Annotated in this window: 22 protein-coding genes; 4 read left to right on the top strand and 18 right to left on the bottom strand. The window is 46.6% G+C overall.

What is annotated here, in order from left to right:
- Positions 1-65: 65 nt before the first annotated feature.
- The 3 genes from MHH92_RS08760 to MHH92_RS08750 all read right to left on the bottom strand — a co-directional run bounded on the left by MHH92_RS08760 (position 66) and on the right by MHH92_RS08750 (position 2,389).
- Complete coding sequence (locus MHH92_RS08760) at positions 66-431, bottom strand: arsenate reductase family protein (RefSeq protein ID WP_017689621.1); 366 nt, start codon at positions 429-431, stop codon at positions 66-68.
- A 402-nt stretch (positions 432-833) separates the two neighbouring features.
- Positions 834-1,817 carry an RluA family pseudouridine synthase gene (locus tag MHH92_RS08755; RefSeq protein WP_340903244.1) on the bottom strand — a complete coding sequence of 328 codons (984 nt, stop codon included), beginning with the start codon at positions 1,815-1,817 and terminating at the stop codon, positions 834-836.
- On the bottom strand, positions 1,814-2,389 hold the full coding sequence (locus tag MHH92_RS08750) for a cob(I)yrinic acid a,c-diamide adenosyltransferase (RefSeq protein WP_036610088.1): 576 nt from the start codon (positions 2,387-2,389) through the stop codon (positions 1,814-1,816). Before MHH92_RS08750 ends, MHH92_RS08755 begins: the two co-directional genes overlap by 4 nt.
- Positions 2,390-2,537: 148 nt before the next feature.
- On the opposite strand from MHH92_RS08750, the gene MHH92_RS08745 reads away from it, so the two are divergent.
- Complete coding sequence (locus tag MHH92_RS08745) at positions 2,538-3,149, top strand: DedA family protein (protein ID WP_036610090.1); 612 nt, start codon at positions 2,538-2,540, stop codon at positions 3,147-3,149.
- An 85-nt stretch (positions 3,150-3,234) separates the two neighbouring features.
- Here the strand turns inward: MHH92_RS08745 and MHH92_RS08740 are convergent, their stop codons facing one another.
- The 7 genes from MHH92_RS08740 to MHH92_RS08710 all read right to left on the bottom strand — a co-directional run bounded on the left by MHH92_RS08740 (position 3,235) and on the right by MHH92_RS08710 (position 7,511).
- The gene (locus MHH92_RS08740; protein WP_036610092.1) at positions 3,235-3,777 is read right to left on the bottom strand and encodes a bifunctional adenosylcobinamide kinase/adenosylcobinamide-phosphate guanylyltransferase; all 543 of its coding nucleotides are present in this window, start codon (positions 3,775-3,777) and stop codon (positions 3,235-3,237) included.
- Positions 3,778-3,814: 37 nt separating this feature from the next.
- The gene (locus tag MHH92_RS08735; RefSeq protein ID WP_076252431.1) at positions 3,815-4,366 is read right to left on the bottom strand and encodes a hypothetical protein; all 552 of its coding nucleotides are present in this window, start codon (positions 4,364-4,366) and stop codon (positions 3,815-3,817) included.
- A gap of 177 nt (positions 4,367-4,543) precedes the next feature.
- On the bottom strand, positions 4,544-4,765 hold the full coding sequence (locus MHH92_RS08730) for an aspartyl-phosphate phosphatase Spo0E family protein (RefSeq protein WP_179198508.1): 222 nt from the start codon (positions 4,763-4,765) through the stop codon (positions 4,544-4,546).
- Positions 4,766-4,953: 188 nt separating this feature from the next.
- Positions 4,954-6,162: an aminotransferase class I/II-fold pyridoxal phosphate-dependent enzyme gene (locus MHH92_RS08725; RefSeq protein WP_047842264.1), complete on the bottom strand. Its 1,209-nt coding sequence runs from the start codon at positions 6,160-6,162 to the stop codon at positions 4,954-4,956.
- A 13-nt stretch (positions 6,163-6,175) separates the two neighbouring features.
- The gene (locus MHH92_RS08720; RefSeq protein WP_024628343.1) at positions 6,176-6,676 is read right to left on the bottom strand and encodes an Lrp/AsnC family transcriptional regulator; all 501 of its coding nucleotides are present in this window, start codon (positions 6,674-6,676) and stop codon (positions 6,176-6,178) included.
- 160 nt (positions 6,677-6,836) lie between these two features.
- A complete protein-coding gene (locus tag MHH92_RS08715) occupies positions 6,837-7,232 on the bottom strand; it encodes a spore coat protein (protein WP_047842263.1) in 396 nt (131 codons plus the stop codon).
- Positions 7,233-7,277: 45 nt separating this feature from the next.
- A complete protein-coding gene (locus MHH92_RS08710; RefSeq protein ID WP_340903237.1) occupies positions 7,278-7,511 on the bottom strand; it encodes a hypothetical protein in 234 nt (77 codons plus the stop codon).
- Between the two features lie 97 nt (positions 7,512-7,608).
- Here MHH92_RS08710 and MHH92_RS08705 point away from each other — a divergent pair, with 97 nt between their 5' ends.
- On the top strand, positions 7,609-8,829 hold the full coding sequence (locus tag MHH92_RS08705) for an NAD(P)/FAD-dependent oxidoreductase (protein WP_340903235.1): 1,221 nt from the start codon (positions 7,609-7,611) through the stop codon (positions 8,827-8,829).
- 89 nt (positions 8,830-8,918) lie between these two features.
- Here the strand turns inward: MHH92_RS08705 and MHH92_RS08700 are convergent, their stop codons facing one another.
- From MHH92_RS08700 to MHH92_RS08685, 4 genes are all read right to left on the bottom strand, one after another.
- A complete protein-coding gene (locus MHH92_RS08700; protein ID WP_036610105.1) occupies positions 8,919-10,133 on the bottom strand; it encodes an MFS transporter in 1,215 nt (404 codons plus the stop codon).
- 129 nt (positions 10,134-10,262) lie between these two features.
- Positions 10,263-10,829, bottom strand: a complete 567-nt coding sequence (locus tag MHH92_RS08695; protein ID WP_036610107.1) for a hypothetical protein — start codon at positions 10,827-10,829, stop codon at positions 10,263-10,265.
- A gap of 119 nt (positions 10,830-10,948) precedes the next feature.
- Positions 10,949-11,389, bottom strand: coding sequence for a DUF350 domain-containing protein (locus MHH92_RS08690; RefSeq protein ID WP_340903233.1), 441 nt, complete (start codon positions 11,387-11,389; stop codon positions 10,949-10,951).
- Positions 11,390-11,439: 50 nt separating this feature from the next.
- Positions 11,440-13,806: an endonuclease MutS2 gene (locus tag MHH92_RS08685; RefSeq protein ID WP_047842259.1), complete on the bottom strand. Its 2,367-nt coding sequence runs from the start codon at positions 13,804-13,806 to the stop codon at positions 11,440-11,442.
- Positions 13,807-13,993: 187 nt separating this feature from the next.
- On the opposite strand from MHH92_RS08685, the gene MHH92_RS08680 reads away from it, so the two are divergent.
- Together MHH92_RS08680 and MHH92_RS08675 are read left to right on the top strand one after the other, a co-directional pair.
- Positions 13,994-14,353, top strand: coding sequence for a phage holin family protein (locus tag MHH92_RS08680; RefSeq protein WP_036610114.1), 360 nt, complete (start codon positions 13,994-13,996; stop codon positions 14,351-14,353).
- A gap of 217 nt (positions 14,354-14,570) precedes the next feature.
- A complete protein-coding gene (locus MHH92_RS08675) occupies positions 14,571-14,966 on the top strand; it encodes a cytochrome C oxidase subunit II (protein ID WP_373461337.1) in 396 nt (131 codons plus the stop codon).
- 104 nt (positions 14,967-15,070) lie between these two features.
- On the opposite strand, the gene MHH92_RS08670 is transcribed toward MHH92_RS08675, so the two are convergent.
- The 4 genes from MHH92_RS08670 to abc-f all read right to left on the bottom strand — a co-directional run bounded on the left by MHH92_RS08670 (position 15,071) and on the right by abc-f (position 23,791).
- On the bottom strand, positions 15,071-17,779 hold the full coding sequence (locus MHH92_RS08670) for a hypothetical protein (protein WP_076252440.1): 2,709 nt from the start codon (positions 17,777-17,779) through the stop codon (positions 15,071-15,073).
- A gap of 138 nt (positions 17,780-17,917) precedes the next feature.
- Positions 17,918-20,371 carry a phenylalanine--tRNA ligase subunit beta gene (gene pheT, locus MHH92_RS08665; protein WP_076252442.1) on the bottom strand — a complete coding sequence of 818 codons (2,454 nt, stop codon included), beginning with the start codon at positions 20,369-20,371 and terminating at the stop codon, positions 17,918-17,920.
- 82 nt (positions 20,372-20,453) lie between these two features.
- Positions 20,454-21,488 carry a phenylalanine--tRNA ligase subunit alpha gene (gene pheS, locus MHH92_RS08660; RefSeq protein ID WP_017689641.1) on the bottom strand — a complete coding sequence of 345 codons (1,035 nt, stop codon included), beginning with the start codon at positions 21,486-21,488 and terminating at the stop codon, positions 20,454-20,456.
- Between the two features lie 410 nt (positions 21,489-21,898).
- On the bottom strand, positions 21,899-23,791 hold the full coding sequence (gene abc-f / locus MHH92_RS08655; RefSeq protein WP_076252444.1) for a ribosomal protection-like ABC-F family protein: 1,893 nt from the start codon (positions 23,789-23,791) through the stop codon (positions 21,899-21,901).
- Positions 23,792-24,079 lie beyond the last annotated feature (288 nt).

Below are 24,079 nucleotides of genomic sequence, written 5' to 3'. Positions count from 1 at the left end.
GCCAACCATCGTTCAGCCAAAAAAGCCCTGAATTTTGAACAATTCAAGGCTGATATTCAGCGCGTTTATGCGTTATTCCATTCCTGCTCATACGTTTCTTCCTTGAATCCAACCGTCACCTTTTCTCCATCCGTAACGATCGGACGTTTGATCAGTCGACCATTGGAAGCCAGTAAACGAATCTGTTCATCAGCGGACATGCCTGGAAGCTTGTCCTTCAATTGTTGTTCTTTGTATACTTCCCCACTCGTATTAAAGAACTTTTTCACTTCCAGCCCGCTCTTTTGAATGAGTTCTGTTAGTTCAGATTCGGATGGCGGTGAGTCAAAAATAGGGATTAACTCCAGCTCATGTCCTTGAGCTTCAAGCCATTTTACAGCTTTGCGGCATGTGCCGCATTTGGCATATTGATATACTTTTAAGTTACTCATGGTATGTGTTCCTCCTCTGCTCCGGTTTCGACTTCTCGCTTCCCTTGGTTTGCTTCGCAAATCCAAAAGTCGCTCCAAATCGATACCATCGCCATGTAATTTTACTGACTTTTGCGAATGAGATCAAAAACTCACATTCGTCTATATTTTTTCGGATCAAAATCTTACAGCTTTTGTATCCTTAAAAGCTTTTGAGATTTGAATTCTTGAAATATTTAACATCAAATTGGTAAACATCAATACATTAACCATAGAACCATAAAGATTAGCCTACGGCATGTTGTTCGGGTGCATTAAGCATCCCTCACAAGGGTAAGACAAACAGCGTTGAACTCCAAACAGGACAGGCTGTGCAGGAAACTGCGATACGAGGTGCAAAACTAAGAGCCCCTTCGCAGCTTCCTACAGTTCTTCTCTGGGAGCTGCCTCATCATTCAAACGCTTCTCTAGCGCGGCCATATCTGCTGGAAAAGGAGCTTGGAACGTTATGCGTTCCTTTAGAATTGGATGTTCAAACGTCAATTCACAAGCGTGTAATGCCTGGCGTTCGATCCAGGTATCCCGTTCTTCTCGAACAGCCATGGTCTGCTCATCGATCTCATGCACAGGTAGTGTCTTGTACATTCGATCACCTATCAACGGGCAGCCGATGGACGTCATATGTACCCTGATCTGATGGGTTCTGCCACTTTCCAGCTTGAGGCTTATCGCACTGGCGCTGCCCCCTGACCAACGTGTTAAGGTTGTGTACAACGTTCTTGCAGCGTAACCATCAGGTGTTACGATTCGGCGGTGTGGCTCTTCAGGATCGCGATCGATCGGGCCATCTACTGCCCCTTGTTCCGGGACAGGGCTGCCGTGCACAAGTGCAATATATTTCTTGTCTACTGTTCCAGCGATCATCTGTTCAGAAACATGCTGATGCACATAAGGGTTCTTGGCTATTGCGAGCACACCTGACGTTTCCTGATCAAGTCGATGAATCGGTCTAAACCGGAAACGCTCGCCCTTGGTTTTCCAGTAATGAACAACGCCATTTGCCAAAGTCCCCGTGTAATGTCCATGTGTTGGATGAACGATGATGCCCGCATCCTTGTTGACAATAAGCAAGTGCTCATCTTCGTACAGAACGGTAAATGGAATAGGCTCGGGCAAAATATCATCCGATTCCTCTTGCTCCATCCGAACTTCAACGACATCACCCGTAGCTACCTTGACGCTAATGTACACGCGCTCTCCATTAAGCATGACACCTTGCTCCGTCAGCTTAATTTTGGACAAAAGCTTACGCGACACCAGCAGCCGCCGCTGAAGCACGGTCTTCAGCAGCCAGCCATCTTCTTGTTCGGTCACCGTGTAGACAATCGGCGAATAATACTGGCTCATTCTTTGCGGCGGAAGACTTTTTTGCTCCGCACATATTCAATATCCGCCACCTGTTGTCTCGCGTTGGCTGTCCGTGCAACCACGAAGAAGTAATCAGACAGTCGGTTTAGATACCGTCGTACAGACGGATTAATATCTGTATGTTGTCCAAGTGTTACCGTGCGACGCTCTGCGCGACGACATACAGTACGGCACACATGAAGAGCAGAAGACAGCTGACTGCCACCAGGAATAATGAATCGTTCCACTTTTGGGTTCTCTGCATCATACTGGTCGATCCATTGTTCCAGACGTGTGACCATTTCATCTCTCACCTTATATTTGGTCTCACTAATCTTCACAAAGGCCAGATCCGACCCGCAATCAAACAGTTCCTGCTGAACTTCCAACAGGTGTTCACGCAGATCTTCAAATTCCCCTTGAGCCGAGTCAATAAGGCTGATCGCCTGGCCTACAAAACAGTTCAACTCATCAATCGTACCATAAGCCTCAACTCGGTCATCATCCTTGATGACGCGTCCACCGATGACCGAAGTCTGTCCTTCGTCACCTGTTCGTGTATATATGCCCATCGTTATCCCTCCAATTGGTAATATAATAATGAATACGGGAATGCCATTTTTTCAGAAACCCGTCTATCGCTTTACACGTATATAAGAATTGGTGTGCTCTGCCGAGTATACGACAAATCAAAGGAAACCAAAAGTAAAGGAGACGATTATGCAAAACTGGATAACCGATTTCATGGAACAATACGGCTACATAGGCATTGCACTCATTATTGCTCTTGAGAACGTATTTCCCCCGATTCCATCCGAAATCATCTTGCCGTTTGGCGGATTTATGACCACCTATACCAGTCTCACTCTTCCAGGAGTTATTATCGCCGCAACTATTGGTTCTGTCTTTGGTGCTGTGATCCTGTATGGTATTGGTCTACTCATTGACGTCGAACGCCTTGAGAAAATTGTGGAACGCTGGGGACATGTTCTGCGCATCAAAAAAGAGGATATTCACCGTGTCGATGCATGGTTTGACAAATATGGCATGTGGACCGTATTATTCTGCCGAATGGTTCCCCTCGTTCGTAGTCTTATCTCCATTCCCGCAGGCATGTCCAATATGAAATTTGGTTTATTCCTTCTCTTCACAACCATTGGTACATTGATCTGGAATGTCATTCTAGTCTGCGTTGGTGCTGCGCTTGGCGCTTCATGGGAGAGCATTTTGCACTTTATGGACGTCTATTCCATTGTAGTGTATGTCATTCTGGCCATCATTCTCATCGGATGTATCATCTGGTGGATCAGACGTAGCAAAAAGCAGAAATAAAAAGAATAGCTTAATAAATAAAGCCTCCTCGCCACCAATTCGTGGTTAAGGAGGCTTCTTTATATCACCCGTTTATGTCATCTCGCTATCGTTCATCTTCATTTCGCATACCCTGACTTTTAAGATCGATAGCCAGACCAGATACCAGCAAGTACATCTTTTCAGCATGTATCTGCAGCATCCGATTAACCGAAGCCATTCTCGCTGTAAATATTCGTTCTTCCTCGGTAGGATGCAATGTGCCATGCATTTCATTGGTAATCACAAGCAACTTCCCCTGATAAGACAATAATGCATCAAGCAAAAGCTGTGTCTCTGAACGCTGATGATCCAGATCCTTTGTTGCCCTGAAACCGGCAGCCATCCAGGAGGTCAGACTGTCTACAATTACAATTCGCTGATCCGCCAAAAACAGATTGGATTCCCGATTAATCTGGGTGATCACCTCTGTCAGATGCTGACCGTTCCCGGCATGAATGGCACGATAATGAGCGGATGGCAATTCGGGAATAACGGGATCATGATCACCGGTGGATAAATATACACCCTCCCGGCTAATCCCGGCTGCGTACTTGAGGGCAAACCGGGTTTTACCACTACCTATGCCGCCTGTGACCGTAATCAGCAATCCGCTTCCCTCCTTCCATAGCCATTCTGAATTTTCTTTACTCTGTCAGCGCCTTCAGCACTTTTTTGGATTCTTCGACATTAGAAGATGACACTGGAATGGTAGCGAACAAATTGCTCGCAGCATATTCTACATCTTTAAACATTTTCATATCTTCGAGTGGAATGCCGTAAAGATGTGATTCTTGCTTGAGATCTGAACCTCCATCTCCTTCACCCTTCTCTACCAATACTCCACCCTCAAATACACCCCGTTCAAACTTCTTGGGATCAAAAGTATCATCCAGCGGAACATTGGAGCCATTACTTCCGTATTGTTTCATGTCGGTTTCAGGCAATATGAAGATATCATGTCCTCCAGCCGCATATTCTACCATAATTTTCTGAACATCATACATCGCACTGGTGATCACTTCTACCTTGGGTTCCTCGCCCAGTTTCTGTTGCAGATTGGCCTGTAACTGCTCTGAGATTACAGATGGATTTCCTTGGTTATCAATGATGAATATGGAAAAACCATCTTTACCTCCACAACCAGCAAGCAGAAAAACGATAGAAATGATTGCAGTAAGCCCCCAAAATCTCTTCATTCCAGTTCCCCCTTTAGTCTCCTATGTCCAATATATCACAATTGTTCCACGCAAAAAAATAACCTGGCTTATCGGGGGATCACCCTGCCCTTTCACACAAAAAAAGAAGACCTTCTCAGGTCTCCCTTTCTTTACTTTCTAATTCGATTAATGAAACGTTTCAATCCAGCATAAACGTTATTTTGCTTTAATCGGGTTAGCCTTCATATATTCATTAATCTTTAAATCCAGCAAACTGCTGATTTCAATTACAATATCGGATGTGAATGATTTCTCTTCGAGGAAGATCTGTTCCATCTTGCGACGAAGCATATGAATTTCATCTTCCAAGGAAATGTCATGCAAAGATGCGTTATCGGGTTTCACCGACCATCGGTCGCCATGATCGCCTTCTGCCAGATAGTGCCCACGATTCGTCGGTAAATCATATTCAACACAAAACAAAGCTAACCCCTCCTTGGAAAAATGGTTTCCAAATTTATGAAAACTTATTTCAAATTGAAATTATAACACATTATTTTGTAAAAGAAAGTTATTTTTTTCCAATGATAAAAATGTCACATTTGTAAAAAGATTCTACTTTAGTATTAACCCTCTTTTTGCAGTTTGTAAACAAAGTTTCCGATTCGTTCCAAAGCTTCATTTAATTGGGTTACAGAAGTAGCATAAGAACAACGCAAGAAGCCTTCACCCTGAGGGCCAAAAACATTGCCCGGAACAGCAGCCACTTTATTCTCCGTTAACAATCGCTCAGCAAACAGGTCTGAACTCATACCCGTCTTTTGAATGCTCGGGAATGCATAGAATGCTCCCTGAGGTTCATGACAATCAAGTCCAATATCTCTGAAGCCCTGCACAATTAAACGTCTACGCTGATTATACGATTCTACCATCCGATCTTTCTCACCCAAACCATTCGTCAACGCCTCAAGTGCAGCAACCTGACCCATGGCCGGCGCACACATTACCGTATACTGATGGATTTTGAGCATGGCTGCAATAAGCTCAGGATGACCACACATGTAACCGATCCGCCAACCTGTCATTGCAAAAGCCTTCGAAAATCCGCTTACGAGAATAGTCCGCTCCTTCATGTCAGGGATAGCTGCAAAACTAACATGTTTTTGCGTATACGTCAATTCAGCGTAAATTTCATCCGCGATCACAATCAGATCATGCTTTTTAATCACTTCAGCAATAGGCAGCCACTCTTCATACGTCATGATGGCTCCAGTCGGATTACTCGGATAACACAGAATAACCACTTTCGACTTCGGTGTGATACCAGCTTCAAGTGCTTCGGCCGTTAACTTGAACTGATCTTTCGCATAGGTATCAACACCAACTGGTATACCGCCACCGATTGAAGCGATTGGTGAATACGCCACGTACGAAGGTTCAGGAATGAGAATCTCGTCACCAGGTACGATTAATGCGCGCAAAGCCAGGTCAATCGCTTCACTGCCACCCACCGTAACAATAATCTCATCCTTGGGATCGTATTTGGTATCAAACTGAGTATCCAGATATTCACTAATGGCTTCTCTCAACTTCGGCATACCTGCGTTGGATGTGTAACTGGTCATACCTCTTTCCAGCGAGTATACACAAGCTTCACGCATATGCCAAGGGGTAACAAAATCAGGTTCACCCACACCCAAAGTGATAATATCCTTGTTGTCTCCAACCAGATCAAAAAATTTACGAATTCCGGATGGAGGTATCTGCTGCACGAGGGGTGCCAGATAAGATGTCATTTTCTTGTTGTTCCCGGTTGTCTGTTCATTCACTATCATGACACATCTTCCTTTACGGCGAGATCATGAGACGGTTGTCTTCCTGATGGTCTTCAAAGATAATCCCGTCCTGCTTATATTTTTTAAGAATAAAATTCGTTTTGGTTGAAAGTACAGAGTCTATCGGAGACAGTTTCTCCGACACAAAATTAGCGACTTCACGCAGGTTGCCACCTTCCACTTCAACGAGCAGATCGTATGCACCGGACATGAGATATACGGACTTCACTTGCGGATAGAGATAAATACGTTCGGCAATCCCTTCAAAACCACGACCACGCTCCGGCGTGATCTGCACTTCAATCAGGGCCGTTACTTTTTCATCATCTATTTTGCTCCAGTTCACGACGGTTGCGTATTTCACGATGACGTGGTCTTGTTCTAGCTGTGCCACGGCGTTCTTGATCTTGTCTTCCGACTCCCCCAGCAGCGTCGACAGCAGTGCGGGAGTCCTTCTCGCGTCTTCCTTTAGCAGATCCAGAACTTTTAATTGCAGATCGTTCAAATCTTTCATGGTTTTCCCTCCAGCATCATCCAGGTTCCTGAAAATGAATTAATACTTATATTACATGAATTTGACGTTGATGCATAGACAAAAGACCGCCTGCCCTGAATTCAGGCAAGCGGTGGTATGGTCCTTTACCATTAGGTGCTTCAAACCTCTTTTGCAAAGGTTACATGTAATAAGGGTTACCGTAATTCGGTTGATGCTGCGGCACATTAGGAGCTTGGCTATATGAACTGTTCTGCGTATTCTTTTCCTGAATGAACTGCTGACACTTTTGTTGGGTCTGGTGGGCGGACTGAATTTGCTTGTCCACATCCTGACGAAGTGCCTTGGATGAGACAGAATACATGTTGTTTTGCTGCATCAGATTGAACAGTTCCCCTTGTAATCTTAGGGTATCGTTCGTCAGGTCTGTGAACATTCGACGTGTCATGGGGCAGGAAGCTTCCGTTGTCGCAGTCGTATATTCGCGTGAGGTTCGTCTTAAATCTGCAAGAATCGACTTCAGCAGATCCTGCTCCTGCATAAAATTTCCACCAGATGACAAAGATTGAGTGTACACGTATTTTCCTCCTATACTTTAAAATAACTTGTCATGTTTTGAACTTTACTGTGATTGCGCTGGTGCAAGAGATTGATGTTGCTGTAACGAATTGACAAGAGTATTCAGATGCTGCTCATGTGAGCGAACATAATGATTCAGCGCCTGTTGAATTTGCGGATTATGTGTGATGGAGGCTGTAGCTGCACATTGTTTGATTAACATTTCCTCATTGGAAATTGAATCCGCAATATAGTTCAGTTCCTTGGGGCTCAGTGCTTGCATTTGTGAGTTTTGCATGTATATCTGACCTCCTTAATCTAAAGTTATTGCGAATTTATTGTTACCCTAACCTGAAAAAGTATACTTCAACTATATTCAACAGAGGTGATCAATAATGGAACTTATTAACGGAAAAACATTTTGGCCAACTACCTTTACTTCCCATCCCCATTATCCTGTTTTGCAAGAAAACCTGTCCTGTGATTGTCTAATCATCGGTGGTGGAATGGGAGGCGCGTTGTCTGCCAAGCTTTTGACGGATCAGGGGATTGACACCGTTGTTATTGACAAAAGAAATATCGGTTATGGCAGTAGTATGGCAAATACGGGCCTGCTCCAATATACAAATGACAAAACGCTCACCTCTTGTATCGAGACATTTGGAGAAGAGCGCGGTGTTCGATTCTACGAATTATGCCGGGATGCCATGCACCATCTCGAAAAAATTTCATCGAAGCTTGAGATTGATCCTTGGTTTGTGCCTCGCACAAGTCTCTATTGTGCCAGTAACGAGGAAGATGTATCGTTGCTGGAGGAAGAATATCGTAACCTGAAACATTATGGATTTGATGTGGAGCTGTGGGATCAGGAAAAAATCAGTGCACTTTTCCCGTTCAGCAAACGTGCTGCATTATACACAAGCGGGGATGCTGAGGTTAATCCCTATCGTTTGGTTCACTCACTATTCCACTCAGCCTCACGTCAAGGAGCAAGAGTCTATGCTCATAGTGAATTCACCCATTGTGATTATGATGAAAATGGTGTCCTATGTTACACACCTCATGGCACTGTACGTGCCAAACATGTTATTTTCTCAACAGGCTATGAAACACAAGAAATTAAAAAGGACAGGGGCGCATATCTTCAAAGCACCTATGCTATCGCTACCAAGCCACTACAGGATCTCAGTAGCTGGTATAAGCAATGCATGATATGGGAGACCGAACGACCTTATCTATATATGCGCACAACTCCAGACGGAAGAATTATTGCAGGTGGACTTGATGAGAATCGTCCTCGAGAAGAACAACGGGCTATCAAAGCGGTTCATAAAGGTGAGATTTTGCTACAGAAGATTGCCGAGTATTTCCCATTACCTGATCTCGAAGTCGATTACGCTTGGGAGGCTGTCTTTGGAAGCACCCATGACGGTCTTCCGTTAATCGGTCCACACCCAGACTATCCGAATTCGTACTTTGTAGAAGGGTATGGAGGTAACGGGACCGTATACAGCATGATTGCTGCTTCCTTAATTGTGGATGCTATTACTGGCAAACAAAACCCTGATATGGATCTGTTCTCTCTCACACGTACAAATAAACCATCTCCTGTCTAACCAACAACTGAATCAATACAACTACAAACAGGGTACAGCACACGGAAAGTTCTCTTTTCCCGCCGCTGTACCCTGTTTATATAAGCCTGCTAAGCCGAGGGCTCTTGTCCTTCCGTTCGGTTCAATAACTTGCGCATAAAGATCCATCCAATTAGCGGAGAAGCACCAAGGACAATAATAAGCCAGGTTAACATGCGTAGAGACGGAGCATTTAAGACCGTCACAATAAATATGGCCAACCCACATAGTCTGCCAAGCATCAGGCATAACTCTCTCAAAACGACAAGTTCAACCCTTTTCTCCACATTTTCGCCACTTGTGCCCATCATGTCGAATCCCGCTGATATCATCGGTAATACATATAACGGCATCGCAACAGCACTCCCAATCCCCATGATTAACAGCGTACCATAGGTCACTTTCCAGAGAAGAGGAAGAAGCACAACAAGCAGAATGAGGGCTCCAATGAACATGCCTTTTGATCTATACTGTGGTTTGAACCATTTCCCGGCTGCCCAATAACTTACTAGTGCCACAGCTGAAGTGATGAGTGAGAACTGCCCCAATTTGTACTCCTGTGCGGTAGCCAAATATACAAGCAGTGCAATCAGGAAGGCAAAGACACCTTCACGTGCACCCTGAGCGAATAAACCCAAGCCTAAGGTCCTCCAGGGACTATCCCGCTTGGATAGCTGTATCCAAGGTTCCGACCAGCGGTATGTACCGCTCACCTTTCTTTTTTTCAGAAAAAAACTAAAAACTACTGCTATGACATAAATAACGAGTGATACCGTGAAGATGAGCCGATATCCTGTGTTGTCTGTCATGCGAGTAATAATCAGACCGGAGAACCATGGACCTATAATTCCTGTCATCGAACCAAGTAACCCGACCCAGCCATTGAATAAATCCCTGTTTTCCCGATCCGTTATTTCAAAATACACAACATTAAATGCAATCCAGAATAACCCCAAGGAACAACCTAGTAGCATACCCAGAGGCCATATCCAGTCTACAGCTTTGGAACCAGCCCAGAGGACTATCATATAAAATATGCCGGACAGCGCAGTACCTAGTCGTAGTGCACTCATTTTATTATGTTCCTTGACCCATTTGCCAGCAAGCCAGAATGTCAGTCCAATGGCCAGTTGCTGGCTGAGAGTGAACCACCCCAACATGGCATAATCCGGACGGCTTTTCCACAGAAACACATTCAAAAAGGTTCCCGACAGCGCTCCGGCTAACGCAAACAATCCATTCACGCCCAAAAGCAGAATGGATTGTCGGCCTAAAGTAATCTTCATCTGCTCCTCCTTCATCCACCTGAATTGAACTATGTACAGGTAGGTCTTAGGGTTAACGTGCCCCAAGCAAGAGGAAAACATGATGAATCTTCAGGATTGCTATGAAATTGGTTAGAATCTCCGAAATGTTTATTCCTGCGTACTCAGGTTCTTGATCAGACGCAGACGATCTTCCTCAGACAGACTGTATTGAACTTGGAAACATCCCGAGCATACATAGGTCAATACTTTAAACGGTGATGCCAATAGTGACCCTTCGCCTGAAGCTGCGTTAGCAACTGGTGTGAAGTTATCCTGCGTTGCAACTTGTGTACCTGCGAGAATCATGAATTCCCGGCAATTCGGGCACTCAGGTACTTCTTCTTGATGATCAAGTTGCTTCTGTACACCTTGTTCATACTGAATGAGATCATTACCTTCATCCGCGTATTTGGTTAACGTTCGCAATTCCGGCAATTTGAGTTCGACTTCATCCCCCCACAGATCCGAAAGATCCGTAGTCTGTTTCTCGTTCGTTACATCGTCTACATCATAGATGTCGTCCTCAGCTTCATCGTTCTCTTCATCATCGATGTTAATGTTGAGTGTACGGTATCCTTTTAACTCATTGTGGCAATAAGGACACTCTTCTTCAGGACCGAGCTCCTCATCCCATACAATCTCCGTCTGACACCAAGGGCATACTGTTGTTTCCATATTGATCAACCTTTCTCTTTCATATAATCATGTATTCATTACATAGATGACACCGATGGCAAAAAACACGATCGATGCCGCAAACAGAATTCGTATCAATATCTTCATGACCGGTCCCCCTAGATAATGCTCGCGCCAATTACAAACGACAGCGAGACTGAAATAATCATGGATATCAATCCGACAGCTCGGTTATCCGATTCGATCTCCTTATCAATGGAGAACACGGGTGTCAGGAATTCAAACAAAAAATAGGCAATGAGCAGAAGGATAAACCCTACAAATGACCACGTCATGGCTTCATATACCGAAGATTTCGCTTGTATGCAGAACCGCAATACGTTGCAGATCCCGAAGATCTTACCTCCTGTAGCCATCGCAACGGCCACATTGCCCTTCTTGATCTCCGTCCAGCATTTATACTTGGTCACCAGTTCGAAGCAAGCCAGAAATACAAGCAGCTCCATAATCGCTACCGAGAAAAAACCGAGTACCATCCCCAAGGGATGAGACAGCAATTGGTCAATGCTTTCTATCACGCACCGTTCCCCTCTCTCCATCTGCGACCTTCATGAATAAGGTTGCAGAATATCATTGATTCATGGACCGGCTATTCCAATTCTGCGACGGTCACACCGTTCCCGCCTTCTCCGTAATTGCCCAGCCGGTAGCTTTTAATATGTTTATGCTTACGCAGGTAATCCTGAATACCGGAACGTAAAATTCCTGTACCTTTACCATGAATAATATAAACTTGGCCCAGGTTGGCAAGGAAAGCTTCATCAATGAACCGGTCTGTCTCCATCAGGGCTTCTTCCAGGTTGGTACCACGCAGATCCAATTCACTTTTCACATTGTCATCACGTGTGCGCTTCATACCCGTTACCGGTTTTTGTTTCGGTTTGGCTGCGGGAGCCGATTGCTGCAGTTCCAGGTCATCCAGGGATACTTTCATTTTCATAATCCCCAGTTGTACCATAGCGTCTTTGCTGCCCGCCATCTCTACAACATGGCCTTTTTGATTCAAACTGTAGACAAGCACTTCATCACCAGGACCGATAGCACGAGTCTTCGGCGCTGTTGCCGTTTTCTTAACCGTTTTTCTGCGTTTCTCCGGTTCAGCCTCGTCCAGCTGTTTGCGGGCAGCAATGAGTTTGTGCTCCTTCACGGAAGCACCTTCTTCCATAGCCAACAGGCGAAGATCTGCTATAATCTTCTCCGCTTCCGCGCGAGCCTTGTCCACAATACTGCGTGCATCTTCTTCTGCTTTTTCAATCCGGCGATCACGTTGCTGTTCCAGTTTCTCCAGTTCGGTCTGGTGACGACTGCGTAATTTCTCCATATCCTGGCGCAAGCTCTCTGCCTTCTCACGCTCTTGTTCAGCCGTAAGACGGTTCTCTTCAAGAGAAGCAATCATGTGTTCAATCCGTTGATCCTCTTCCTTCACTTCGCCACGGGCGTAGTCGAGAATGTAACCCGGCAATCCCAGTCGCTCTGCAATGGCAAATGCATTACTTCGTCCAGGTACACCCACCAGAAGGCGATAGGTTGGACTCAGTGTGTTGATGTCAAATTCCATGCTGGCATTAATGACACCTTTACGCTCATATGCGTATGCTTTCAGTTCACTGTAGTGAGTGGTTGCAACCATGCGACATCCCGTCCGGTGCATATGCTCCAGCATGGAGATCGCCAGTGCGGAACCTTCAGCCGGATCTGTCCCTGCGCCAAGTTCATCAAGCAATACCAAACTTTTTGGTGTCATGTTTTTCAGAATGCGAATGATGTTGGTCATATGACTGGAGAAAGTACTCAGATTCTGCTCGATACTCTGCTCGTCCCCAATGTCTGCATAGATCGCATCAAATACACATAACTGACTGCCATCCTCAGCCGGAACAAATAAACCGGACATTGCCATCAGGCTCAGCAATCCAATTGTTTTGAGCGTTACCGTTTTACCACCTGTATTGGGACCTGTCACGATAATGGATGTGTAATCATTGCCCAACTCTATGTCAATTGGAACTACGTTTTCAATCGGAATCAGTGGATGACGGCCTTTCTTGAGCTTCAGGAACCCGCGGTCATTCATGCGAGGCAATGTTGCTTTCAGTTCACGAGCCAGACGTGCTTTGGCAAAGATAAAATCAAGTGATCCCAGCAAGTCGACATCATACAACAGCCACTCTCCCTGCTCACTGACAAGTGCCGTCAATTTCTGCAAAATAATTTCTATTTCGCGTTCTTCCCGAATCCGGGTCTCGCGTAATTTGTTGTTCATTGCAACAATGGATTCCGGCTCAATGAACAATGTCGCACCCGAACCGGATTGATCGTGCACAATCCCGCCAAAGTACGAACGATATTCAGCTTTCACCGGGATAACAAAACGGTCTCCTCTGATGGTGATGAGCTGATCCTGAAGCATCTTGGATACGGTAGAGGATCGAATCATGGAATCCAGTTTTTCGCGAATCCGCGCTTCTCCGCCTCGCAGCTCACGACGAATCTGCGCCAACGTTACGCTTGCACTGTCGGCAACCTCTGCATTATCGTCAATACAGATTTTGATGGCATCCTCAAGCGTTTTTTGCTCTGACAGTTGATCACTGATATAGAACAATGATTCGATGGGCTCATCTTCATGCAAAGTACCAATCTGACGTTTCAATCGCCGCGCTGCAAAGGTTGTATTGGATATTCCCAAAAGTTCGTGAGGGTTAAGTGTGCCTCCAATTTCAGCACGTTTGATGGAAGCCGTAATATCTACAATTCCCCCAAACGACGGTGAGCCTTTCAAGCGATCAAATGTGAAGGCTTCATCGGTTTGCTGCAGCAACCGCTTCACTTCTTCAAGTTCACTGCTTGGTTCAAGTTGCTCCGCTTTCTTTTTTCCCATGGTCGTCTGGGCAAAGCTAAGCAATGTATTTAAAATTTTGCGATATTCCAGTGTGTGTAAAATTTTCGTGTCCAAGTGTACAACTCCTTCCAAACTATATCTGTATTATAACGAAAGAAACTTTCTTACGCTATTTAACGAATCCTTCCACACATAACTTCAACCATAACACCACAAACTACAGGTGTCAGGATTGTGCAACCTCTCCATCCCCTTGGAGTTGCCCTGCTCAGTTCAATCCGAATAAAAGGAGGTAAACACCATGAATTTCCTGGGACATGTCGTGCGATTTGTCATCGCTGCAATTGTATTAATGGTGGTCAGCTGGATCGTTCCCGGATTCGCCGTTGGTGGCTTCTGGAGCGCTCTGTTGCTTGCTCTTGTCATTGCCCTGCTCGGCTGGATCGTTGAAGGTATCTTCGGCAAAAGAGTCAACCCGTTTGGTCGCGGTATTGTCGGATTTATCGTTAGCGCACTGGTGATTTGGCTTGGTCAATATGTTGTAGATCATGTTGAAGTCAGCCTGCTCGGTGCCATTCTCGCTGCGCTGGTTATCGGGATTATCGATCTCTTCATCCCGGTATCCACCCCTTTTGATGCCGGACGAAGCTCCAAAAGTTAATCTCCACTTCACCCTAACGTCCCCATGTATTCTCCTAAACCTCTGAAGGCCCTGTGCCGGAAGGGGTTTATTTCATTCGGGCAGTACACACGCTCTGCCGTACATGTACAATTTTCAAGAAAACGACATACGCAGCGTGTACAGGCATCCACATATTGCGGTATGATGACTGGAGCAATCATTCAAATTTTATCCATATCACGCTTTAAGGAGGCACATGATGAAGAAAGGCATAACATGGCTTGCTGCCTGTATGTTAATTCTGGTCCTCACTGCATGTGGAGGAGCAAAACAGTCCGCAGAATCTGGCAGCAATGGATCCGATGCGGATGCTGGAGTTACAGCCAGTGAAGAATTGGTCATCAAGGCGAGTAACTATGAATTCGATCAACCTGAGTACCATCTTAAAAAAGGCGTTCCCGTTAACATTGTTTATAAAAATGAAAACGGAAATCACGGTATCCTTGTGCCTGAGCTGAATCTTCAACTGGATACCAGAAATAGCTCCAAAGTCATAACCCCGGACAAAGTTGGTGAGTTTGAAATGTCCTGTTCTGTCTTCTGTGGTTCAGGACACAGCAGCATGATCTCCAAAATTATCGTTGAAGAATAGTATTCAAGACAAGGAGCCCCCGCAGCGACGGGAGCTCCTTCTTTAGTATAACAAATTGTACCAGAGTACGTTGCCCACGAGCCAGTTCTGCTACATTCATTCCGCTAGGCCTGGTCCTGTTCAATCAATTCAATCCATTCGTTATATTCCGTCTGCAATTTCGTATATTCATCATGCAACTGACGATATTCCGTGTTCAGCTGCTCTGCCTTCTCCTGCTCCATTTCACGTTCAACCTGTAACAAACGTAATTGATTGGCCGCTAGTTCGTAACGCTCCCCCATCTCAAGCAGTTCAGTTTCCATGATCTCTTTCTCTTGGGTCGCTTCTGCACGTAACTTGTCCAGTTGCTGTCGTTCTTGCTCCAGTCCCTCCAGCAACTCACTACTTGCAGCACTTTCTCTCTTCCAAACCGTCAGTTCATTCTCAAGTGTAGCCCAGCGTTCCTGCCAGGATTGTTCCTGAGCCGCCCATTCATCTGCACGGCGTTGCCACACCTGGTCGTTCTGCTCTGCTTGTTCAACACTTGAGCGAAGTTCTTCTTCACGTCTTGTCAACTGCTCCAGACGGGATGCCAACTCGGTCTGTTTGGCTGACAGTTCTTCGTATTTGATCTGCCATTCCAACGCTTCTTCCTCAGTCTGGGCTAGCCGGCTCTCTTGCTCAGAGTAACGCTCGGAAAGTTTAGCCGAAGACTGTCTCGCTTCTTCAAGTGAGCTCACAATCTCTTGTTTCTCCTTGCTCAATTCATCCAGCTTGGAACTGTAATTCTCTTCCCGTTGTAATGCATCACTGTAATCATTACGGATTTGTTTATAGTTATCCTGAAGTCGGTTCAGCTCTTCCCGAACAACATTTAGCTCAACTTCAAGCTGATTGCGTTTCTCTTCCAAAAGCTCTGCATCCTTCTGGTATTGCACAGCCTCTTCATGGTTGAAACGAGACTCTTCCTTCACCACGGACAATTCATCATGAAGGGATTGCACACCAGACTCCAACGTTTCATTTTGTTCAGCAACTTCAAGAATCTGATTCTCCAGGTCTCCGATCTCAGCCAATCGCTGCTCAGCAAGGTCCTTCCAGGACTGCTCACGTTCCGTAAGCGTGCCGATCTCATGCTGCAATGTACGCACCGCAGCATGAGCCTGTTCAAGCACCTTATGCAACCTGCGCTGTTCCTCTTCCGACTTCACTTCAGCCTCACGAAGCTTCTGAACTTCCTGTTCAAGCTGTGCATGTTGCTCCTGAAGTTTGCGTAGCTGTGCTGTGAGAGAGGTTTCTCTATCCACAGTTTCATTATACTTCTGCTTCCATTGTTCCTGTGAATCACGGGATTGCTGGGCAGCCTGTTCCGTTTCACGCAGTAGCTCCTGCAACTGGGAACGGTCCTCTTTCAACTGCTCCAGTTGTTGCTCCAGTTCCGTAATTCGGCGAGTCTGAACTTCCTGCTCCTGTTTACGGACCCCATGCTCATGACGTAACGATTCCAATTGACCACGCTCGTGCTGAAGCTGCTGTTCTTGCTCTGCAACCATGTCCTGTGCACTGATGAGCTGGGTCATCACTTCTTCTAATTGCTCTTCGACATCTAATAGTCGAGTCTCCGCCTGTTTACGTTGGTCCTCAAGTTGCTGCTTGAGCTTGCCCTGTTCTTCTTGCAACAAGGCCTCTGCCGCCGCTTCGGCTTCTTTTGCCTGGGACGTTGCTGCTTCCTTGGCTTGCTGCAATTGTTCCTCGAGGGTTGCTTCTTTTTCCATCCATTCGAGTTCCAACTGCTCGGATAACGCCTTGAACTCCGCATTCAACTGATTTATCTCAGTCAGGCGCTTCTGCTCCGCTTGTTCCTGCAAGTCAGCCCGTTCCTGATTCGCCTGATCCGTGAGCTCTTGTGTCTGTTGTAGCGCTTTTTCTTCAGCCTGTTGAAGACGAAGTTCCATCTGTTGCTGAAGTTCGTTATATTGCAGCGCTGCCTCTTCCTGAGCTTTCTTCAGATTGCTCTCTGCCTGCTCCAACTCGGACAAAATGGCCGACTCGGCTTCTTCCTTGGCTGTCTGGACCTGCTGCGCAGCCTTGGCTTCAATCTGTTGACGTTCTGCAACGGCACGGCTTTCGGCTTCTTTTAATTGAGCTGCAGTCTTGTCCTGCAACTCTTTATATTGCGCCGCAGCTTTGGCCTGCGCCTGCTGCAATTCGGCTACAGAACGGTTCTGAGCTTCTTTGAGCTGGGAAGCAGCCTGTGCCTGTGCATTTTTAAGCTGGTTAGCCGCTTTCTCTTCCATTTCCTTCAGCTGTTTCGTTCCCTTGGCTTCTGCTTCCTTCAGTTGTGCTGTCGCTTGGGCCTGCAATTTCTGCACTCGCTCCGTTGCTTGAGCGCGTTCTTGCTCCAGCAGCTTATTCAACTTGGCTATCTCTGAATTTTTGTCCGATTCGGACTTTTGCAACGCCTGCTCTGCTTCAATCTTCAGCTGTTGCAAATCAGCAAGAGCCTGGTCACGCCGTTCCAATTCTTGTTGATGTTCATTTTGTATGGCGTTTAACCGATTCAATTCGTTTCTCAGTTCTGTACGTTCTCCAGTGAGCATCTTCAGTTCATTACGGATTTCCTGAGTCTGAAGAGACTGTTCAGCCATATGTACAGCCGCCAGTACCGCAATACGCGGAGTATCCAGACGGGAATTTTGCTTGGAGATTGCGCCCATACGCTCATCCACCAGGTTAGCTACTTGTTTCATATAGTCGGCACTGCTGCCAACCAGTTTATAGGAAGTCCCGTAGATCTCTACGGTGACGCGTGTACGATCAGGTGTAGTCACAGTTGTGCCCTCCTTCAAGTCTGTATGTTGATTCTAAGCTGTAATCACAAAAAAGTCACATCGATCCTCTAATGCTAAGGATTCGATGTGACTTCAAACAATTCCTGCTAATCTTTGTTCAAAAAATCTTCTTTTGTCCTATTTACGCAATTCCGCTCCGAATTGCTCTTCCAGACGAGCCACTACACGGGCATGAACTTCAGTAACTTCCTCATCGGTCAGTGTACGTTCACGATTCCGGTACACCAGTGCCATTGCCACGCTTTTCTTGTTTTCGCCCAGTTTACTGCCAGTAAACACATCGAATACCTGTACGTTTTGTAACAATTCACCCGCCGATTCACGAATGGCGCGCAGCATATCTCCTGCTTCAATATCCTCATTCACAACAACCGCGATATCACGTTCCATGGCCGGGAAACGCGGAAGCTCACGATAACGAATGTCAGCGTCTGCTTCATTATAGATCGATTCAAGTGCAATCTCTGCAATGTACACATCATTCAGATCATACTGCTGTTGCAGTTCCGGATGCAATTGACCCACTGTACCGATCAATGTACCTTCCCCGCCATCCTTACCTTCCAGGTAAACCGATGCGGAACGTCCCGGGTGGAATCCTTCAGGGCTGTTTGCTACCAAGCGAATGCGTTGTTCAAGTCCCACATAGGCGAACAGATGCTCAAGAGCACCTTTCAGATCAAAGAAGTCTACTTTCTCCGCTCCAACATTCCACTGCTGGCTTGCACGATTCCCGGTGAGCAGCAAGCCCAGTACCGGAATCTCATGTGGTTGCTTGGTCAATTGATCTTCTTCGGTGAAGAACACATTGCCCACTTCGAATACAGCCAGTGAATCCTGTTTACGGTTCATGTTATACACCGCTGCATCCAGCATTTGCGGCAAAATGCTCGTACGAAGCACACTGCGGTCCTCACTCATAGGCATCGCGAGTTTCACGGCTTTACTGCCTTGTGTCAATGCCGGAAACAATGTCGCTTTATCCGGGTGTACAAAGGAGTAACTGATCATTTCCTGCCAGCCACTGCCTGAGAGCAATCCACGAATCGTGCGGCGCATTGCTTGAGAGCGTGTATATGCCCCTGGAGTCGTCGGCCCTTCAATCCATGTGGTTGGAATGTTGTCGTATCCGTACAGGCGTGCAATCTCTTCAAACAAGTCTACATCAAGCGTAATATCCCCTCTGCGTGTTGGCACTTCCACATCCAGCAATCCTTGATCAGCATCACCACATGCAAAGTGCAAGCGAGCGAAGATCGTTTTTACCTCAAGCAAAGACAGATCAGTTCCCAGATAACGATTCAGTCTGTCCAGCGACAATTGAATTACACGTTTCTCCGCAACTTCTGCTCCAGCTTCCACGATTCCCTGGTGCACTTCACCTTCAGCATAACGCTGAATCAGTTCAGCCGCACGATCCAAAGCCGTAATCACCGCACCCGGGTCTACTTCCTTCTCAAAACGCATGCTTGCTTCGGAACGTAGCCCCAGTTGGCGTGACGTTTTCCGAACGGTTCCGCCGTCGAACTTGGCGGACTCCAGCAACAGATTCACCGTGTCTTCCGATACCTCGGAATTCTCGCCACCCATAACCCCAGCGATGGCTACTGGTTTCACGCCATCCGTGATGAGCAACATGTGTGGCTCCAGCTTACGCTCTTGTCCATCCAGCGTAACAATCGTTTCGCCTTCGTTGGCCATCCGCACTTCAATATGGCCCTTTTCCAGCTTATCCGCATCGAATGCATGTAGCGGTTGACCGTATTCCAGCATGACATAGTTCGTGATATCAACGATGTTATTGATTGGGCGAACACCTGCCGCCATGAGACGGTTTTGCATCCACAGCGGGGAAGCACCCAGCTTAATGCCGGTTACATAACGAGCTGCATAGTGAATGCATTGCTCCTGTGCCTTGATCTCTACAGAGATATGATTCGCGGCTGCATCACCAATTTCAACCAGTTGGTCTTTGGGACTTGGCAGCTTCACTTCACGACCCAGGATGGCACCCACTTCATAAGCTGCACCACGCATGCTGAGACAGTCGGAACGGTTCGGTGTCAGGTCCAGTTCAAGAACATGATCGTCAAGACCAAGAACCTGGCTGATTGGCGTGCCAACCTCTGTTTGTTCCGGCAGAACGAGAATACCTTCCTGCTGATCTTTCGGCAACAATTTGTCGTTCATGCCCAGCTCTTTGGCGGAACAGATCATGCCAAGGGAGACAACACCGCGCAGTTTGGCTTTTTTGATATCCAATCCACCAGGGAGCTTTGCTCCAACCAGGGCTACGACTACTTTTTGGCCTGCATCCACATTTTTCGCACCACACACGATCTGCAGATCTTCTTCCTGACCAGCATCGATGACACATACATTCAGTTTGTCTGCATCAGGGTGTTTCTCCTTGCTCTTCACATAACCTACAACAACTTTATTGACGCCCTTGTTGCGGTTCTCCACTACATCAATTTCGACACCCGCACGGGTGATTTTCTCAGCCAATTCCTGTGGCGTCACACCTTCAAGGGAAATATAATCAGACAGCCAATCTGTCGATACTCTCATGGACGTTCACTTCCTTCATCTATAAATTGGTGTTCCCGGTTCATTCGCTTGCTCTATATGGTTAATCTTTCTTGTCTTAAAGTTACAGCCGTCCAAATTGCTTCAGGAAGGTCAGATCGCTATTGTAGAAATGACGGATATCATCGACACCATACTTCAGCATCGCAATACGTTCTACGCCCATTCCAAATGCAAAACCACTGTATTTCTCCGGATCGTATCCACCCATTTCCAGTACTTTCGGGTGAACCATACCGCCGCCCAAAATTTCAAGCCAGCCTGTTTGCTTACATACGCGACAGCCGCTGCCGCCACATTGTACACAAGTTACATCCACTTCCGCACTTGGCTCTGTGAATGGGAAGAAACTTGGGCGCAGACGAATTTCTGTGTGGGAACCGAACATTTCGCGTACGAATTGCAGTAGGGTTCCTTTCAGATCGCTCATACGAATGTTTTCGCTAATGACCAATCCTTCAACCTGGTTGAATTGGAAAGAGTGTGTCGCATCGTCATCATCACGGCGGTATACTTTACCTGGGCAGATGACTTTGACAGGCACTTCGCCCTTCATGCTCTGCATGGTACGTACTTGAACCGGAGATGTATGGGTACGCATCAACAAGTCTTCGGTAACATAGAAAGAATCCTGCATATCGCGCGCCGGGTGATTCTTCGGCAGATTCAATGCTTCAAAGTTGTAATAATCCATTTCGACTTCAGGACCTTCCGCAACGCGGTATCCCATACCGATGAAAATATCTTCGATCTCCTGTACCACTTTGGTCAGTGGATGCAGCCCGCCTTGACGTCCGCGACGTCCTGGCAGGGTCACATCAATTTTCTCGGATTGCAGACGCTTCGCCGTCTCTTCCTTCTGGAACTGATCCTGCTTGCTGTCGATGACTTCCTCAATGGCAGCCCGAACATCATTGGCGACTTGACCAATAACTGGACGTTCCTCCGCACTAAGCGCACCCATACCACGCAAAATCTCAGTTAATGCACCCTTTTTCCCCAAATACTTTACACGCAGATCACCGAGCGTCTGCGGATCATTCACACCAGACAACTGCTCCAGCGCTTCGATCTTCAATGCCTCTAAACGTTCTTTCATGTGTAATTGCCCCCTTTTTGTGGTGTTTTTGCAACAAAAAAAGGCCTTCTCTCCCCTGAAGGGACGAAAAGACCGTGGTACCACCCTTGTTAGACATCCATTGCTGCGTGGCCCTTATGGCCTGCAACTGGTTCTGTCTCACTTTGTACGGAATAACGACCGTTAACCGTTTGCCCCTACTGTTGCCTCTGTGTCTGCACACAAACAGGTTCAGGGAACCGCTTCGGAGTGAATTTCGGCAGCCTTGTTCTACAGAAACGCTCTCAATCTACGGCGCTTCCTCCCTGTCCAGAGGCACTGCTTACTTATCTCCATCATCACGTTTGCTTAGTTTACCTATATCGATGTAATCATCGATGATCGTTCATAATTATATGCAAAATAGATCGAAATAGCAAGCCGTCCATGTTCTAATTTATGCTTGCACCATTATCTTTCAATTGTTTCAGGCGCTGCTGGATTTCGCGAATCTCAGCTGCCTCGACTGCTCGCTCATTCGAATGCTCGGGCTGTGTCAGACTGTCTTTCCCAGCAGTGCTCACAGGAGACAGCAACTCCGATAGGCGCATCTCCAATCGTAACCGCTCGTCATCGGATTCCCGGGTCTCCAGCGCCACCTCCCGAAGTTTGGTGGACTGCTCCCAATCCGACACACCTCCTTCAAACAGAGTTGCTGTGCCACCAGCCTCCAGATCGCATAACCGATTCGCGAGTGACTTCGTCAGCATCCGGTCATGGGATACAAGCACCAAAGCACCTGAAGCTTGTTTTAATACATTTTCCATGACTTCCTGGGTATCGATGTCCAGATAGTTGGTCGGTTCGTCCAGCACCAGCAGATTGGCTCCGCCAAAGTACAGTCTCAGAAATGCCACTCTGCACTTTTCCCCCATGCTCAAATCCCCAATGCGCTTGAATACATCATCTCTGGAAAATAGGAAACATCCCAGAATGGTACGTGCCGCACTTTGTGTCATGGATGGAAGAGTAAGCAAGCTGTCCAGCAGCGTCTGATTTTCGGGGAGCCCTTCCAGCTCCTGTGAAAAGTAACCGATTTTCAGCTGTGGATGCCGTGTGACCTTGCCTTGCGAAGGTTCCAGTTCACCAATCATCAACTTCAGCAGTGTTGTCTTGCCCGTTCCATTAGGACCTCGTACAGCAAGCCGATCTCCACGTTCCACAGCAATCCGAAGATCGCGCAGCAATGGTTTGTCTCCCGTATATGAAAAACTCACTTCTTCCAGCGCAATCAGCTGGCGTGCAGCCAGTGGATTCATCTGTAATTCCATGTTCAACTTTGCAGCTTCACGAGGTTTATCCACCCGTTCCCGCTCCAAACGTTCCAGCTGTTTTTGTTTCGCATGGTAACGTGAAATATTTTTGTTGGCTTTGGCTTTGTAGAAACTCTGGGTGATCTTCACCTCCACATCAGTCGCCGAATTATGCGCTTTATGGAACCATTCCTGATAATTTCGAATCGTTTCTTCCAACGCCTTACGTTCCAATTCCTGCCTGCGGTAGATCGTTTCCTGTTCGCGTAATTCACGCTCTTTGTGGATCTTGTAGTCGGAGTAACCTCCCTTGTATTTGGTCAGGGCATCTGGACTGAACTCAATGACTCCTGTTGCTACCTGATCAATAAACGTACGATCGTGTGATACAAATAACAACGTACCTTCATATGAGGATAACCACTCTTCCAGCCAGCGCATGCTTCCCTCATCCAGATGATTTGTCGGTTCATCCAGGATCAGGAACTTGGGTTTGCTGACAAGCAGCCCCGCCAAACGAGCCTTTGTTTTTTGTCCACCGCTCAAGGAATGATAGGGTCTGTTCCAATGCTCTGCGGATAATCCAAGGCGAGTCAGTACTTTCTCTACCTCAGTCTCCCACATATAACCGTTCAACTGTTCATATTGCTCCATCACTTGTGTATAAGCTGCAAGCAGCTCTTCATCCGCTTCAGTGCTCATGCTCAACCGTTGTTCCAGTTCTTCCAAGTTCCGTTTCACTTCATAGATCTGACCGCTCTCACGGCGGACCGCATCCAGTACATTCATCCCGGTCTCAATCTCCGAGCGCTGGCGCATGAACCCCCATTCCTGCTGAGGGATATGACGTTCAATCCGTCCTCCACCATGCTCCTCACCCAAAATGATACGTAACAACGTTGTCTTGCCACATCCGTTGCGACCCAAAATGGCGAGTCGTTCGCCCTCATTAATCTCCAAATTTAATCCTGTAAACAATTCAATACCGTTCCATTCTTTTGATACTTCATGTAAGCGTACCAATGTCATCATGAGGCCTCATCCTTCCTGCATCCTTTTTGCTGAACAAAAAAAACCGCTGGCATCAGCCGGCGGTTTGGCAATTCAGGGTTGGATCAAGCATTCAAAGACAGATCTAAGGTAAGCTACGGCATGAACAAAGAAACCCAAAATACAGGGTACACGTAAACCTCAATGGCTTACTTGCTCCATACCTTTTCCCATAGCTGAATTTGGACACACGAATCCCCTCATTGCTCAGCCGCTCTGGCTGACTGCGTCATAAAACCGTCTGCAGTTAACTGGGGTTCAATTCATGTG

Source organism: Paenibacillus sp. FSL M7-1414, assembly GCF_038003195.1.
Taxonomy (GTDB): Bacteria; Bacillota; Bacilli; order Paenibacillales; family Paenibacillaceae; genus Paenibacillus; species Paenibacillus amylolyticus.
The sequence above is the reverse complement of the archived record's forward strand: the minus strand, read 5'-3'. Positions and strand labels throughout refer to the sequence as shown.